A 14326-nucleotide genomic window follows, 5' to 3' on the forward strand; every position below is an offset into this window, starting at 1 on the left:
CCACCTGATCGACGTGCGCGAGCCGTGGCAGCCGTATTCGGCGGCCGAGTTCGCCGAGGACGCGCGCGCCGCGGTGCTCGGCATCGCCGCGCGCGGGCGCCTGCCGGTGCTGGCCGGCGGCACCGGCCTGTACTTCCAGGCCCTGCTGCGCGGACTGGCGGCGATGCCGCCGGCCGACCCGCAGGTGCGCGCCGCGATCGCGGCCGAGGCCGAGGCGCGTGGCTGGCCGGCGCTGCATGCCGAACTGGCCGCGGTCGACCCGCATGCCGGCGCGCGCATCCGTCCCGGCGACGCCCAGCGCATCCAGCGCGCGCTGGAGGTGTACCGGGTCAGCGGCCGGCCGATCAGCGCCTGGCAGCGCGACCCGCCGCCGCCGCGGCTGCCGTTGAAGGTGCTGAAGCTGGTGCTGGCCCCGGACAGCCGTGCCGAACTGCACGCGCGCATCGCCGCACGCTTCGATGCGATGCTGGCCGCCGGCTTCCTCGACGAGGTGCGGCGCCTGCGCGCGCTGCCGCGGCTGCGCGACCACCCGGCGCCGCTGGACCTGCCGGCGCTGCGCGCCGTGGGCTACCGCCAGGCCTGGGAATTCCTGGACGGGCAGGGCGATGCCGCCGGCTTCCGCGACCGCGCGATCTTCGCCACCCGGCAGCTGGCCAAGCGCCAGCTGACCTGGCTGCGCGGCGAGCTGGACACGCTCTGGTTCGACCCCCGCCAGGACCCGTCACGCCTGCGCGCGACGGTGGCGCGGTTCACCGGCCGCGACTGGCCGGACGCCGGCACCCCGCTTGTGTAACATGCCCCCTGGACCCGGGGAGGTCCACGGAACCACCACCCACAACAACAAAAAGGAATAAGGGGGAGCCAGATGTCCAAGGGGCAGTCACTGCAGGACCCGTTCCTGAACGCCTTGCGCCGCGAGCGCGTTCCGGTCTCGGTCTACCTGGTCAACGGGATCAAGCTGCAGGGTACGATCGAATCCTTCGACCAGTTCGTGGTGCTGTTGCGCAGCACCGTGAGCCAGATGGTCTACAAGCACGCCATTTCCACCGTGGTTCCGTCGCGCAACGTCCGGGTTGGCCCCGGCGGCGGATACGTGCAGCAGCCGGCCGAGGGTGGAGAGGACGGCGACGAGGGCGCATGAGCGCCCGGGAGCATTGATTGTTCGAACGATCCCGCAAGGGTGAACACGCGCTGCTGATCCAGCCCCACGCGGGCGGGGCGGCGCCCGAGGACGTGCTGGAGGAGTTCGCCGACCTCGCCCGCTCGGCCGGCGCGAGCATCGCGGCCACGCTGACCGCGCGCATCGACCGGCCCAACCCGGCGACCCTGATCGGCAGCGGCAAGCTCGAGGAGGTCAAGGCCGCGGCCGAGGCCACCGGCGCCGACCTGATCCTGGTCAACCACCAGCTGACCCCGGTGCAGGAGCGCAACCTCGAGCGCGCCCTGCAGCGCCGGGTGGTGGACCGCACCGGCCTGATCCTGGACATCTTCGCCCAGCGCGCGCGCAGCCACGAGGGCAAGTTGCAGGTCGAGCTGGCCCAGCTCAAGCACATGGCCACCCGCCTGGTGCGCGGCTGGACCCACCTGGAGCGCCAGCGCGGCGGCTCGATCGGCCTGCGCGGCCCCGGCGAAACCCAGCTGGAAACCGACCGCCGCCTGCTGCAGAAGCGCCTGGAGCAGTTGCAGAAGCGGCTGGACAAGGTCGAGGTGCAGCACGCGCAAATGCGCCGCGCCCGCGTGCGCAGCGAACTGCCGCGGGTGGCCCTGGTCGGCTACACCAACGCCGGCAAGTCGACCCTGTTCAACACCCTGACCGGCGCCGGCGCCTACGCCGCCGACCAGCTGTTCGCGACCCTGGACCCGACCGTGCGCCGCATCTCCCTGCCCGGCGGCAGCGTCGTGCTGGCCGACACCGTCGGCTTCGTCCGCGACCTGCCGCACGAACTGGTGGCCGCGTTCCGCTCGACCCTGTCGGAGGCACGCGAGGCCGACCTGCTGCTGCACGTGGTCGACGCCGCCGACCCGCACCGCGAGGAGCGCATCGCCCAGGTCGACGCGGTCCTGGCCGAGGTCGGCGCCGGCGAGCTGCCGCAGCTGCTGGTGTTCAACAAGATCGACCGGATCGAAGGCGCGCAGCCGCGCCACGACCACGCCTCCTCCGCTGCCGACGAACCCGGGCACCGCGAGCGGGTGTGGATCTCCGCGCGCGACGGCCTGGGCCTGGACCTGCTGCAGGACGCCCTGGCCCGGCGCCTGGACCTGCAGCGCGCCGCCGGCGAATTGCGCCTGCCGCCGTCCGCCGGGCGCCTGCGTTCGCACCTGCACGCGCTGGGCGCGGTCCGCGGCGAGCACGCCGACGAGCACGGCTGGCTGCTGCAGGTGGACCTGCCGCGCGGCGAGGCCGAGCGCCTGGCCGCGCGCGCCGACGGCGCGCCGCTGCGCGCGCTGCTGCCGGAGCCGGCGCGCGAGGAATGGGAGACGGACGGGCGCTGAGCGCCCGGCGGCGCCCGGCCCGTCCGGACGGGCGTCCGCCTGCGACTTGCTAGAATCGGACGGCGACCTGCCTGGCGGTCCCCCACCGCCACAGGGCCCCTCATCTCGGAGCGTTCATGGTCTGGAATACACCCGGCAAGGGTGGGGACTCCCCCGACAACAACCGCCGCAACCCCTGGCCCCCGCGCCGCCCCTCCGGTGGCGGCAACGGCCTGGGTGGCGGCTTCGACCGGCTGCGCGACCTGTTCGGAGGCGCCGGCGGTGGCATCGGCCGCTGGATCCTGCTCGCCGTGGCCCTGCTGGTGGTGCTGACCAGCTTCCAGCTGGTGGGCGAGCAGCAGCGCGGCGTGGTCCTGCGCTTCGGCCAGTTCGCGCGGGTCATGCAGCCCGGCCCGAACCTCAAGTGGCCGTGGCCGATCGAGCGCGTGGTCAAGGTCAACGCGACCCAGATCAAGACCTTCAGCAACACCGTGCCGGTGCTGACCCGCGACGAGAACATCGTCAACGTGGCCATGAACGTGCAGTACCGGGTCGGCGACCCGCGCCTGTACCTGTTCGGCTCGCGCGACGCCGACCGGGTGCTGGAGCAGGTGGCGCAGAGCGTGGTCCGCGAGCAGGTCGGCCGCGCCACCCTGGACACCGTGCTCGGCGCCCGCGGCCCGCTGTCGGTGAGCGCCGCCGAGCAGCTGCAGGCCTCGCTGGACGCCTACCGCACCGGCCTGGTGGTGACCGAACTCAACCTGCAGGACGCGCGTCCGCCGGAGGAGGTCAAGCCGGCGTTCGACGAGGTCAACAGCGCCCAGCAGATCAAGGACCAGCTGATCAACGAGGCGCGTGCCTACGCCGCGCGCGTGGTGCCCGAGGCGCGCGGCGAGGCGGCCCGCCGCCGCACCGTGGCCGAGGGCTACAAGGCGGCCAAGATCGCCCAGGCCGAGGGCGACGTGGCCCGCTTCTCGCTGCTGCGCGAGGAGTACCGCAGCGCGCCGGAGGTGACCCGCAAGCGCCTGTGGCTGGAGACCGTGCAGGACGTGCTGTCGCGCAACCGCAAGGTGGTCGGCGGCGACAGCCGCCAGCTGATCTACGTGCCGATGCCGGGGGCCAACGCCGCCAGCCAGCCGCAGGCGGGCACCGCCGCGCCGGCGCCGGCCGGCGAGGCCTTGCTGCCGGTGATCGAAAGCAGTCCCGACAACCTGCGCGACGGGACCCGTGACGGGACCCGCACCGGGCGCGGGGAGGTGAGCCGATGAAATATCCCCTGTGGATCGCGCTGGCGGTGGCCGGCCTGCTGGGCCTGATGGGCTCGGTGTTCGTGGTGCGCGAGGACCAGGTCGGCCTGGTCCTGAACCTGGGCCGGGTGGCCCGTACCGACATCGGCCCGGGCCTGCACTTCAAGGTGCCGCTGGTCGAGACCGCGCGCGTGTTCGACCGCCGCTTCAGCCTGATCGACTTCTCCCCGGAGCGCTACCTGACCTCCGAGCGCAAGGACGTCAGCGTCGACTTCGTGGCCATTGGCTACATCGACGACGTGCGCGCGTTCTACCGCGCCACCGGCGGCGACGAGAGCGCCGCCGCCGACCGCCTGGCGCCGATCATCAAGGACTCGCTGCGCAACGAGATCAACGCCCGTACCCTGACCCAGCTGGTGTCCGGCGACCGCAGCGAGGTCATCCAGCGCCAGCTGGAGGGCATCAACCGCGGCGCCCTGACCCTGGGCATGCGCATCGTCGACATCCGCCTCAAGCAGATCGACCTGCCCACCGATTCGGACGTGATCAAGCAGGTCTACGACCGCATGCGCGCCGAGCGCAAGCAGGTGGCCAGCGCGCTGCGCGCCGAGGGCGAGGAGCAGGCGCGCACCGTGCGCGCGCAGGCCGACCGCGACCAGGCGGTGATCGTGGCCGAGGCCGAGCGCGACGCGCAGCGCCTGCGCGGCGAGGGCGATGCCGAGGCGGCGCGCCTGTACGCGCAGGCGGCGGCGGCCGATCCGGCGTTCTACGCCTTCTACCGCAGCCTGGAGGCCTACCGCCGCGCGTTCGCCGACGGCCAGGGCGTGGTGGTGCTGGACCGCAACGACCCGTTCCTGCAGTACCTCAAGAGCGATCGTTGATGCTGGAAACGCTGGTCCCGGCGCTGTGCCTGGCCGCCGTGCTCGAAGGGCTGTTCCTGTTCGCCGCGCCGCGCGCGTGGCGGCAGGCGATGCTGCGGCTGCTGCAACGGCCGGACGACGCGCTGCGGCGCTTCGGCCTGGGCGTGCTGCTGGTGGCCGTGGCGGTGCTGTGGCTGGTACGGCAGGCCCGAGGGCCCTCGATGGGCCATGACGCGGGCGCCACGGGGCGCCCGCGTCGTTTCCGGGGATGCGCTCAGCGCCAGTCGATCTGGCCGCGCACCACGCTGGCCACCTGGCCGCCGGACCAGACCTGGCCGTCGCCGTCGACGTACATGTCCAGGCGCGCGTCGTAGCCGACCTCGCGGCCCTGGCTGACGGTATAGCGGCCGCCGCTGCCGGGCAGGGCGTCGCGCAGCGCCAGCCATGCGGCCAGGGTGGCGTTGGCCGCGCCGGACGCGGCGTCCTCGAAGATCGCCGGGCCGCCGACGAAGGCGCGCGCGGCGACCTGGTAGTCGCGCCCGGCGCAGCGGGCGAAGGCCAGCACGCCCATGCTGTCGGTGGCACGGGCCAGGCCGGCGATCGCGTCCCAGTCCGGCTGCGCGTTGCGCAGGCTGGCCTCGTCGCGGGCCTCGGCCACCCACCAGCGGCGGCCGCCGTCCATCAGCGCCGGCGGCAGTTCGCCGGGGGGCAGCCAGTCCAGCGCCTCGAGCATGCGCGAGCCGCGCGCGTCGGCCACTTCCACCAGGTGAGCGCGCGGGGTGCGGATGGCGATGCGGCGTACGCCGCCGGATTCCTCCACCCGCAACGGCAGCAGCCCGGCCACCCCCTCCTGCAGCAGCAGGCCATCCGCGTCCGGCCTGGCCAGCCCGGCCTCCAGCACCGCGTGCGCGGTGCCTACGCTGGGATGGCCGGCGAACGGCACCTCGCGCTTCGGGCTGAACATGCGCAGCGCATAGCTGGCGCCGGGCTGGGTCGGCGGGAACACGAAGGTGGTTTCCGGCAGCCGCGTCCAGCGCGCGATGGCCTGCATTGCCGCGTCGTCCAGGCCGGTGGCGTCCAGCACCACCGCCAGCGGGTTGCCGGCGCCAGGCCGGTCGGCGAACACGTCCACCTGGACGAAGGGGCGCAGGGGCATCGGGGAACCTCGGGGGTGGGCAGGGTGCCCGAGATTACCAGTCCACCGTTCCGCGGATCACCGCCTGCACCGGGCCGCCGACCCAGACCTCGCCGTCGCCGTCGACCTCCAGCCGCAGGCGTGCATCGCGGCCCAGTTCGCGGCCCTGGCTGGCCAGGTAGCGGCCGCCGCGGCCTGGCAGGCGCCCGGCCCGGTGCAGGGCGGCGGCGACCAGGGCGTTGACGCTGCCGGTGGCCGGGTCCTCCGGGATGCCGACGCCGGGTGCGAAGGCGCGCACCACCAGGTCGGCCTCGCCGTCGCCCGGGGCGAACACCGCCAGCTTGCCCTTGCCCGGCAGCGCCGCGATCGCGCCCAGGTCCGGCCGCAGGCCACGCACCGCGGCGGCATCGGCCAGTTCCAGCAGCCACCAGTCCGGGCCGTTGTTCCACAGCGCCGGCGGCAGCGCGCCGCGGCGCGCGCCGAACACCGTGTCCGCCAGCAGCCAGTCCGGCGCGGCCAGGTCGCGGCGCTGCGCACGCGGGCTGCGCACCGCCGGATGCAGCGCATCGCCGGCCTGGTCGGCACGCACCGGCAGCAGGCCGGCGGCGCATTCCTGCACCAGGCGCCCGGCGCGCGGGCGCGCCAGGCCGGCATCCACCGCGGCCCAGGCCGCGCCCACGCTGGGATGCCCGGCGAACGGCAACTCCATCACCGGGGTGAAGATGCGGACGCGGTAATCGGCCTGCGCGGTGGTCGGTGGCAGGAAGAAGATGGTCTCCGAGAGGTTGGTCCAGGCGGCGAAGGCCTGCATGCGCGCCTCGTCCAGGCCTTCGGCGTCGAGCATCACCGCCAGCGGATTGCCGGCGCCGGGGGCATGGGCGAACACGTCGAGCTGCAGGAAGCGGCGGGTCGGCATGGCAGGCGTCCTCGGTGGGGAAGAGCAGGTTAGGCGCAGCGTGCATGCCTGCGCGAGTGCGCGCGCGATGCCTCGGGCGTGGCGGGGAATTGGTTGCCGGTGTGACGCTTCCCGCAGCCTGATGGAAGCTGCAACGAAGTGCGCCGGCGCGCCCGGGATGCGCGTGGATTGCGCTTAGAATCGGCGGCTCATGCCCGGTGGTCGGGTGGTCAAGCCAACTCAATGTCCGCAGCTTCGCCCGCGCAAGACGCCGCCCAAGGCGGCTGGATCGTCCTCAAGTTCGGCGGTACCTCGGTGTCCCGCCGCCATCGCTGGGACACGATCGGCAAACTGGCGAAACAGCGGGCCGAGGCCACCGGCGGCCGCGTGCTGGTGGTGGTATCGGCGCTGTCGGGGGTGACCAACGAACTGACCGCGATCGCCGACGGCAGCGAGGACGCCGCCGCGCGCGTGGCCGCGCTGGAAGCGCGCCACCGCGAATTCCTCGCCGAACTGGAGCTGGATGCCGACGTGGCGCTGGGCGAGCGCCTGGCCGTGCTGCGCGGCCTGCTCGAGGACCCGCGCGCCGCGACCCGGCCGCTGGACTGGCAGGCCGAGGTGCTGGCCCAGGGCGAACTGCTCTCGTCCACCCTGGGCGCGGCCTACCTGCGCAAGCAGGGACTGGACATCGGCTGGATGGACGCGCGCGACTGGCTGCGCGCGCTGCCGCCGCAGCCGAACCAGAGCGAGTGGGCGCAGCGGCTGTCGGTGAACTGCCACTGGGAGTCCGACGGAGACTGGCGCGCGCGTTTCGCGCGGCAGCCCACGCGCGTGCTCATCACCCAGGGCTTCATCGCCCGCCACCAGGACGGCGGCACCGCGATCCTCGGCCGCGGCGGTTCGGATACCTCGGCCGCGTACTTCGGCGCGCTGCTGGGCGCCAGCCGCGTGGAGATCTGGACCGACGTGCCCGGCATGTTCAGCGCCAACCCGCGCGAGGTCCCGGACGCGCGCCTGCTCAGCCGCCTGGGCTACGCCGAGGCGCAGGAAATCACCACCACCGGCGCCAAGGTGCTGCATCCGCGCTCGATCAAGCCATGCCGCGACTCCGGCGTGCCGATGGCGATCCTGGACACCGAGCGCCCGGAGCTGCCAGGCACGGTGATCGACCGCAGCGCCGCCACCGTGGCCGGCGTGAAGGCGATCAGCCGCCGCAACGGCGTGGTCCTGGTGTCGGTGGAGGACATCGGCATGTGGCAGCAGGTCGGCTACCTGGCCGAGGTGTTCGCGCTGTTCCGCAAGCGCGGGCTGTCGGTGGACATGATCGGCACCTCGCAGACCAACGTCACCGTGTCGCTGGATCCGAGCGAGAACCTGCTGAGCCAGAACGTGCTCTCGGCGCTGGCCGAGGACCTGGGGAAGATCGGGCGGGTGAAGGTGATCGTGCCGTGCGCCGCCATCACCCTCGTCGGCCGCGGCATGCGCTCGCTGCTGCACCGGCTGTCCGAGGTGTTCTCCAGCTTCGTGCACGAGCGCGTGCACATGATCTCGCAGTCGTCCAACGACCTGAACCTGACCTTCGTGATCGACGAGGCCGACGCCGACGGCCTGCTGCCGCAGCTGCACGCAGCGCTGATCGACAGCGGCGCCATGCCGGTGCAGGAAACCGAGGTGTTCGGCCCGCGCTGGCGCGAGATCAACGGCGCGGTGCGGCCGCGCCCGCAGCCGTGGTGGAAGCTGGAGCGGCCGCGCCTGCTGCAGCTGGCCGAAGCCGGCACGCCGCGCTACGTCTACCACCTGCCGACCGTGCGCGAGCGCGCGCGGCAGCTGCAGGCGGTGGCCGCGGTGGACCGCCGCTACTACGCGATCAAGGCCAATCCGCACCCGGCGATCCTCAAGGTGCTGGCGGAGGAGGGCTTCGGCCTGGAGTGCGTGTCGCTGGCCGAGCTGCACCACGTGTTCGCCGCGGTGCCGGGGATCGAGCCGTCGCGGGTGCTGTTCACCCCCAGCTTCGCCCCGCGCGGGGAATACGAGCAGGCGCTGGCGCTGGGCGTGACCGTCACCGTCGACAACGTCGAGTTGCTGCGCAACTGGCCGGAGACCTTCCGCGGCCGCTCGCTGTGGTTGCGCATCGACCTGGGCCACGGCGACGGCCACCACCAGAAGGTCAACACCGGCGGCAAGGAGGCCAAGTTCGGCCTGTCCGCGCAGCGGGTGGACGAGTTCGTGGCCGAGGCGCGCGCGCTTGGCATCGTCATCACCGGCCTGCACGCGCACCTGGGCAGCGGGGTGGAGAACATGGGCCACTGGCGGCAGATGTGCGACGAGCTGGCCGGCTTCGCCCGCCGCATCGGCACCGTGGCGACCCTGGACATCGGCGGCGGCCTGCCGATCCCGTACGCGCCGGACGACGAACCGTTCGACCTGGAGGCCTGGGCCGCGAGCCTGGCCGAGGTGCGCGCGGTGCACCCGGCGTTCGGCCTGGTGGTCGAGCCGGGCCGCTTCCTGGTGGCCGAGGCCGGCGTGCTGCTGGCGCGCGCCACCCAGGTGGTGGAGAAGGACGGCATCGTGCGCGTGGGCCTGGACGCGGGCATGAACGCGCTGGTGCGCCCGGCGATGTACGACGCCTGGCACGACATCGTGAACCTGCAGCGGATCGATGCCCCGGCCGATGGCCAGTTCGACGTGGTCGGCCCGATCTGCGAGTCCAGCGACCTGTTCGGCAAGCGCCGCCGGCTGCCACGCGACACCGCCCCGGGCGACGTGATGCTGCTGGCCGACACCGGCGCCTACGGCCATGCCATGGCCAGCCGCTACAACCTGCGCGAGCTGCCGCCGGAGGACGTGATCGATGGGCCCGTGGCCTGACACGGGCCTGCTCCCGGGCGCCGCCGCCGTGGCCGGCGCCGCCCGTGGCCCCGGCGCGCGGCGGTCAAGGCTGCCTTCGGCCGCGCTTGGCGCTACGCTGGCGGCTTCCGTGGCGGGCCGCGGCGCGGCCGCCACCCCCGATTTCCTGCCTGGCGGCCCCGCACCGCGGCGCCCGGCGTGCTCCACCCTGGATCCTGCATGACTGCATTCGACCGCGATTCCATCCGCGTTTTCCGCTTCGTCCGCTGCGGCTTCGACCCGGCGACCGGCGTGGCCGAGCTGGCCTACGCCTTCGACGAAGGCCCGGAGCTGGTGGAAACCGTCACCATCCCCGGCGCCCCGTTCGCGCTGGACGCCACCCGCGCCGCGGCGGTGGAACAGGCCCTGCGCCTGCTGCACCTGGTCGCGGGCGTCAGCTACTACAAGGCCGCGGTGCCGCCGCAGATCCGGATCGACGGCTACCCGATCGACGAGGCCACCGCCGCGCTGATGGAGCAGGTGTACCTCAACGGCCTGGGCGAGTTCGCCTACCGCAACGGCCTGGACCTGCGCGGGCGCATCCGCTTCCCGCGTGACGGCGCCGCAACCGGGCAGGCACCGGCCGCCGGGCTGCCGGAACGTGCGCTGGTGGCCATCGGCGGTGGCAAGGACTCGCTGGTCAGCATCGAGGCGCTGCGCGCCGCCGGGGTGGAGCAGACCGTGGCCTGGATCGGCGGCTCGCAGCTGATCCGCACCTGCGCCGAGCGCACCGGCCTGCCGGTCCTCAACATCGGCCGCGCGCTGGCGCCGGCGCTGTTCGAGATCAACCGCCAGGGCGCGTACAACGGCCATATCCCCGTGACCGCGGTGAACTCGGCGATCCTGGTGCTGGCCGCGCTGCTGACCGGCCACGGCCAGGTGGTGTTCTCCAACGAGCGCTCGGCCAGCTACGGCAGCCTGATCCCCGGCACCGGCGAGGTGAACCACCAGTGGTCCAAGGGCTGGGCCTTCGAGCAGGCCTTCGGCGAACACGTCGAGCGCGTGGTCGCGGCCGACCTGCACTACTACTCGCTGCTGCGCCCGCTGTCGGAGCTGGCGGTGGCGCGGCAGTTCGCGCGCAGCGACCGCTACGACGCGCATTTCTCCAGCTGCAACCGCAACTTCCACATCCTCGGCGAAAAGCCGGCGCAGCGCTGGTGCGGGCTGTGCCCGAAGTGCCACTTCGTGTTCCTGGCGCTGGCACCGTTCATGCCCAAGCCCCGGCTGGTGAGGATCTTCGGGCGCAACCTGCTGGACGATCCGGGCCAGGCCGCCGGCTACGACGCGCTGCTGGAGTTCCAGGACCACAAGCCGTTCGAGTGCGTGGGCGAGGGCAGGGAATCGCGCGCGGCGATGGAGCAGCTGGCCGGCCGTGCCGAATGGCGCGAGGACGCGCTGGTGGCGCGCTACGCGCGCGAGATCCGGCCGCAGCTGGATCCGGCGGAACTGGCGATCGAACCGCTGCTGCAGGCCGGTGGCGAGCACCGCGTGCCGGCCGCGCTGTGGGAGCGGGTGAGTGCGCATTTCGCAGCTTGAGGGACGGCGCGTCGCGTTGTGGGGCTGGGGGCGCGAAGGCCGCGCCGCCTGGAAGGCGGTCCGCACGCGGCTGCCGCAGCTGCCGCTGGCGCTGTTCTGCAACGAGGCCGAGGCGGCCACCGTCGCCGGCCTGGGCGATCCGCTGCTGCAGCCGCGCACCCGGGTCGATGCCGATGCGCTGGCCGCGTTCGACATCGTGGTGAAGTCGCCGGGCATCAGCCCGTACAAGCCCGAGGCCCTGGCCGCCGCCGCGCGCGGCACGTGCTTCATTGGCGGGACCACGCTGTGGTTCGGCGAGCATGCCGATGCACGCACCGTGTGCGTGACCGGCACCAAGGGCAAGAGCACCACCACCTCGCTGCTGGCCCACCTGCTGCGCGCCGGCGGCCACCGCACCGCCCTGGCCGGCAACATCGGCCTGCCATTGCTCGAAGTACTGGATCCGCAACCGGCGCCGGAGTTCTGGGCGATCGAACTGTCCAGCTACCAGACCGGCGACGTCGCCCGCAGTGGTGCGCATCCGGAGGTGGCGGTGGTGCTCAACCTGTTCCCCGAGCACCTGGACTGGCACGGCAGCGAAGACCGCTACATCGAGGACAAGCTGCGCCTGGTCACCGGAGCGCGGCCGCGCACCGCGGTGCTCAACGCCGCCGATCCGCGCCTGGCGCGACTGCAGCTTCCGGACAGCCGCATCGTGTGGTTCAACCGCGAGGACGGCTGGCACCTGCGCGACGACGCCCTGTACCGCGGCGACGCCTTCGTGTTCGACACCGCGGCCGTGCCGCTGCCCGGGCGCCACAACCGCGGCAACCTGTGCGCGGTGCTGGCGGCGATCGAGGCGCTGGGCGTGGACGCCGCGCCGCTGGCGCCGGCGGCGATGGACTTCCGCCCGCTGCCGCACCGCCTGCAGTGGCTGGGCGAGCGCGACGGCATCGGCTACGTCAACGATTCGATCAGCACCACCCCGCACGCCAGCCTGGCGGCGCTGGACTGCCATCGCGGCTCGCCGGTGGCGATCCTGCTGGGCGGCCACGACCGCGGCCTGGACTGGCACGGCTTCGCCGAGCGCCTGCGTGCGCAGCCGCCACGGGCGGTGGTCACCATGGGCGCCAATGGCCCGCGCATCCATGACTTGCTGGCACCGCTGGCCGCCGAGGGCCTGTTCGCGCTGGAAGCGGCCGACGACCTGGCCGACGCGGTGGCCCGCGCGCAGCGGCTGCTGGCCGGCCGCGGCCTGGTCCTGCTGTCGCCGGGCGCGCCGAGTTTCGGCGCCTATCGCGACTACACCGAGCGAGGCCGCCACTTCGCGGCCCTGGCCGGGTTCGATCCGGACGGCATCAGCGCCATTCCCGGGCTTGGCGTGGCCTGAGCGACGTAGCCGGGGCCGCGGGGGTGCACTGCGGCAGGCCGCGGTGCGGCGCGCGGACGGGCCGCGCGCGCAGGTGCAAAGGGATGGGCCGCGCGGCGGCCCCGGGGATCAGTGGCTGCGCTCGACCGCGTAGCGGGCCAGGCCGCGCAGCGCCTGCAGGGCCTCGCTCTCCGGCAGCCCGGCAAGCGCCGCCTCGGCCTCGGCGGCGTAGTCCATCGCGCGCTTGCGGCTGTACTCCAGGCCGCCGGTGGCGCGGATCGCGGCCAGCACCTCGTCCATGGCCGAGGTGTCGCCTTCCTGCACGATCTGGCGCAGGCGCTGGCGGGTGGCCTCGCCGGAATGGGTCATGGCGTGGATCAGCGGCAGGGTGGCCTTGCCCTCGGCCAGGTCGTCGCCGAGGTTCTTGCCCAGGGTGGCGGCATCGGCGGTGTAGTCGAGCACGTCGTCGGCGATCTGGAAGGCATAGCCCAGGGCCATGCCGTAGTCGTACAGCGCCTGCTGGGTGGCGGCGTCGGCATTGGAGGCCAGCGCGCCCAGGCGGGTGCCGGCGGCGAACAGCACCGCGGTCTTGCGCTCGATCACGCGCAGGTAGGCGGCCTCGTCGGTGTCCGGGTTGCGCACGTGCAGCAGCTGCAGCACCTCGCCTTCGGCGATGCGGTTGGTGGTGTCGGCCAGCACCTGCATCACCTCCATCCGGTCCAGCTCGACCATCAGCTGGAAGCTGCGCGAGTACAGGAAGTCGCCGACCAGCACGCTGGCGGCGTTGCCCCAGATCGCGTTGGCGGTGCTGCGGCCGCGGCGCAGGTCGGATTCGTCGACCACGTCGTCGTGCAGCAGGGTGGAGGTGTGGATGAATTCGATGATCGCCGCCAGCTGGTGGTGGTCGGCGGTGGTGCCGAAGCTGCCGGCGGTGGCCTGCCCGGCCAGCACCACCAGCATCGGGCGCAGGCGCTTGCCGCCGGCCGAGACGATGTGCTCGGCGATCTGGTTGATCAGGACCACGTCCGACGCCAGGCGGGTGCGGATCAGGCTGTCGACCGCGGCCATGTCGGCGGCCGCGAGGGCCTGGATCTGGGGCAGGGAGGCGTAGGAGGGGGAGCTGAAGTGGTCTGCCATGCTGGCCGCCTGGAATACAGGCGCGGAATTATAAGCCGCCGGCAGCGGGCAGCCCCAAGCAGGGTGGGGGGGGCTGGCCACTGGCGCGCCCTTCGGACCGGTGCCTGCCTGGCGCGGGGCGCGCTGCGCGTTCGGATACCTGAACGCGCAGCGCGTGGTCCTGCCTTGGGCCGGAGCGTGGGCAGGGGCAGGCTGGCCGCGACGGAAGCGGGGCGGTCCGCCGGCCACGGGCGGGCAACGCGGGGCCGGGCGCAGGGATCGGCACGCACCTGCGGAATATCCCTACGCAAGGATCCGCTCTCCGGCGATGGCGCGGGAGGGGCGGCTATACTCTCCTACCTTCCCCGGATCCGGTCGGGTCCTGCACACGGAATCAGAACTATGGCGCGCGGCATCAACAAGGTGATCCTGGTCGGCAACCTCGGCGACGATCCCGAAACCAAGTACACGCAGTCCGGCATGGCCGTGACCACCATCCGCCTGGCCACCACCAGCGTGCGCAAGGACCGCGATGGCAACACCCAGGAGCGCACCGAGTGGCACCGGGTGAAGTTCTTCGGCAAGCTCGGCGAGATCGCCGGCGAGTACCTGCGCAAGGGCTCGCAGTGCTACGTGGAAGGCTCGATCCGCTACGACAAGTTCACCGGCCAGGACGGCCAGGAGCGCTACATCACCGAGATCATCGCCGACGAGATGCAGATGCTCGGTGGCCGTGGCGGCGGTGGCGGCGAGGGTGGCTATGCCGGCGGCGACCGGCCGCAGCGCAGCGCCCCGCCGCGCCGCGAGTACGGTGGCGGCCAGCGCAGCGCC

Annotated in this window: 13 protein-coding genes; 10 read left to right on the plus strand and 3 right to left on the minus strand. The window is 73.2% G+C overall.

Annotated elements, in window-relative coordinates:
- From miaA to B351_RS0109360, 6 genes are all read left to right on the plus strand, one after another.
- On the plus strand, window positions 1-793 hold a 793-nt coding region (gene miaA, locus B351_RS16560), incomplete at its 5' end, for a tRNA (adenosine(37)-N6)-dimethylallyltransferase MiaA (protein WP_019398773.1).
- Window positions 794-865: 72 nt separating this feature from the next.
- Window positions 866-1141, plus strand: coding sequence for an RNA chaperone Hfq (gene hfq, locus B351_RS0109340; RefSeq protein ID WP_019398774.1), 276 nt, complete (start codon window positions 866-868; stop codon window positions 1139-1141).
- Window positions 1142-1158: 17 nt separating this feature from the next.
- Window positions 1159-2493 carry a ribosome rescue GTPase HflX gene (hflX, locus tag B351_RS0109345; protein ID WP_019398775.1) on the plus strand — a complete coding sequence of 445 codons (1335 nt, stop codon included), beginning with the start codon at window positions 1159-1161 and terminating at the stop codon, window positions 2491-2493.
- 116 nt (window positions 2494-2609) lie between these two features.
- Window positions 2610-3740 (plus strand): FtsH protease activity modulator HflK, encoded by a 1131-nt coding sequence (hflK, locus tag B351_RS0109350; protein WP_019398776.1) that lies wholly within the window; start codon window positions 2610-2612, stop codon window positions 3738-3740.
- A complete protein-coding gene (gene hflC / locus B351_RS0109355; protein ID WP_019398777.1) occupies window positions 3737-4600 on the plus strand; it encodes a protease modulator HflC in 864 nt (287 codons plus the stop codon). Before hflK ends, hflC begins: the two co-directional genes overlap by 4 nt.
- Window positions 4600-4953: a DUF2065 domain-containing protein gene (locus B351_RS0109360; protein ID WP_026010550.1), complete on the plus strand. Its 354-nt coding sequence runs from the start codon at window positions 4600-4602 to the stop codon at window positions 4951-4953. Before hflC ends, B351_RS0109360 begins: the two co-directional genes overlap by 1 nt.
- On the opposite strand, the gene B351_RS0109365 is transcribed toward B351_RS0109360, so the two are convergent.
- Together B351_RS0109365 and B351_RS0109370 are read right to left on the minus strand one after the other, a co-directional pair.
- Window positions 4854-5735 carry a PhzF family phenazine biosynthesis protein gene (locus B351_RS0109365; protein ID WP_019398778.1) on the minus strand — a complete coding sequence of 294 codons (882 nt, stop codon included), beginning with the start codon at window positions 5733-5735 and terminating at the stop codon, window positions 4854-4856. The two genes, B351_RS0109360 and B351_RS0109365, sit on opposite strands and share 100 nt — an antisense overlap.
- A 34-nt stretch (window positions 5736-5769) precedes the next feature.
- Complete coding sequence (locus B351_RS0109370; RefSeq protein WP_019398779.1) at window positions 5770-6630, minus strand: PhzF family phenazine biosynthesis protein; 861 nt, start codon at window positions 6628-6630, stop codon at window positions 5770-5772.
- Between the two features lie 222 nt (window positions 6631-6852).
- Between B351_RS0109370 and B351_RS0109375 the strand changes: the two genes are divergently transcribed.
- The 3 genes from B351_RS0109375 (at window position 6853) to murD (ending at window position 12400) form a co-directional block, all read left to right on the plus strand.
- Window positions 6853-9477 carry a bifunctional aspartate kinase/diaminopimelate decarboxylase gene (locus tag B351_RS0109375; protein WP_019398780.1) on the plus strand — a complete coding sequence of 875 codons (2625 nt, stop codon included), beginning with the start codon at window positions 6853-6855 and terminating at the stop codon, window positions 9475-9477.
- A gap of 198 nt (window positions 9478-9675) precedes the next feature.
- Window positions 9676-11031 (plus strand): UDP-N-acetyl-alpha-D-muramoyl-L-alanyl-L-glutamate epimerase, encoded by a 1356-nt coding sequence (murL, locus tag B351_RS0109380; RefSeq protein WP_019398781.1) that lies wholly within the window; start codon window positions 9676-9678, stop codon window positions 11029-11031.
- Window positions 11012-12400, plus strand: coding sequence for a UDP-N-acetylmuramoyl-L-alanine--D-glutamate ligase (gene murD, locus B351_RS0109385; RefSeq protein ID WP_026010551.1), 1389 nt, complete (start codon window positions 11012-11014; stop codon window positions 12398-12400). Before murL ends, murD begins: the two co-directional genes overlap by 20 nt.
- A 108-nt stretch (window positions 12401-12508) precedes the next feature.
- On the opposite strand, the gene B351_RS0109390 is transcribed toward murD, so the two are convergent.
- Window positions 12509-13516, minus strand: coding sequence for a polyprenyl synthetase family protein (locus tag B351_RS0109390; RefSeq protein WP_019398783.1), 1008 nt, complete (start codon window positions 13514-13516; stop codon window positions 12509-12511).
- 381 nt (window positions 13517-13897) lie between these two features.
- Here B351_RS0109390 and ssb point away from each other — a divergent pair.
- The coding region (ssb, locus tag B351_RS0109395) for a single-stranded DNA-binding protein (protein ID WP_019398784.1) at window positions 13898-14326 on the plus strand (429 nt) is incomplete at its 3' end.

The organism is Pseudoxanthomonas sp. GW2 (assembly GCF_000283075.1).
Classification (GTDB): domain Bacteria; phylum Pseudomonadota; class Gammaproteobacteria; order Xanthomonadales; family Xanthomonadaceae; genus Pseudoxanthomonas.

Excerpts from the sequence above, each read along its gene's own strand:
- hflK (WP_019398776.1), top strand. The coding sequence starts at position 2,610 with ATGGTCTGGAATACACCCGGCAAGGGTGGGGACTCCCCCGACAACAAC.
- B351_RS0109360 (WP_026010550.1), top strand. The coding sequence starts at position 4,600 with ATGCTGGAAACGCTGGTCCCGGCGCTGTGCCTGGCCGCCGTGCTCGAA.
- B351_RS0109370 (WP_019398779.1), bottom strand. The coding sequence starts at position 6,630 with ATGCCGACCCGCCGCTTCCTGCAGCTCGACGTGTTCGCCCATGCCCCC.
- B351_RS0109365 (WP_019398778.1), bottom strand. The coding sequence starts at position 5,735 with ATGCCCCTGCGCCCCTTCGTCCAGGTGGACGTGTTCGCCGACCGGCCT.
- murL (WP_019398781.1), top strand. The coding sequence starts at position 9,676 with ATGACTGCATTCGACCGCGATTCCATCCGCGTTTTCCGCTTCGTCCGC.
- B351_RS0109390 (WP_019398783.1), bottom strand. The coding sequence starts at position 13,516 with ATGGCAGACCACTTCAGCTCCCCCTCCTACGCCTCCCTGCCCCAGATC.
- hflC (WP_019398777.1), top strand. The coding sequence starts at position 3,737 with ATGAAATATCCCCTGTGGATCGCGCTGGCGGTGGCCGGCCTGCTGGGC.
- hfq (WP_019398774.1), top strand. The coding sequence starts at position 866 with ATGTCCAAGGGGCAGTCACTGCAGGACCCGTTCCTGAACGCCTTGCGC.
- B351_RS0109375 (WP_019398780.1), top strand. The coding sequence starts at position 6,853 with ATGTCCGCAGCTTCGCCCGCGCAAGACGCCGCCCAAGGCGGCTGGATC.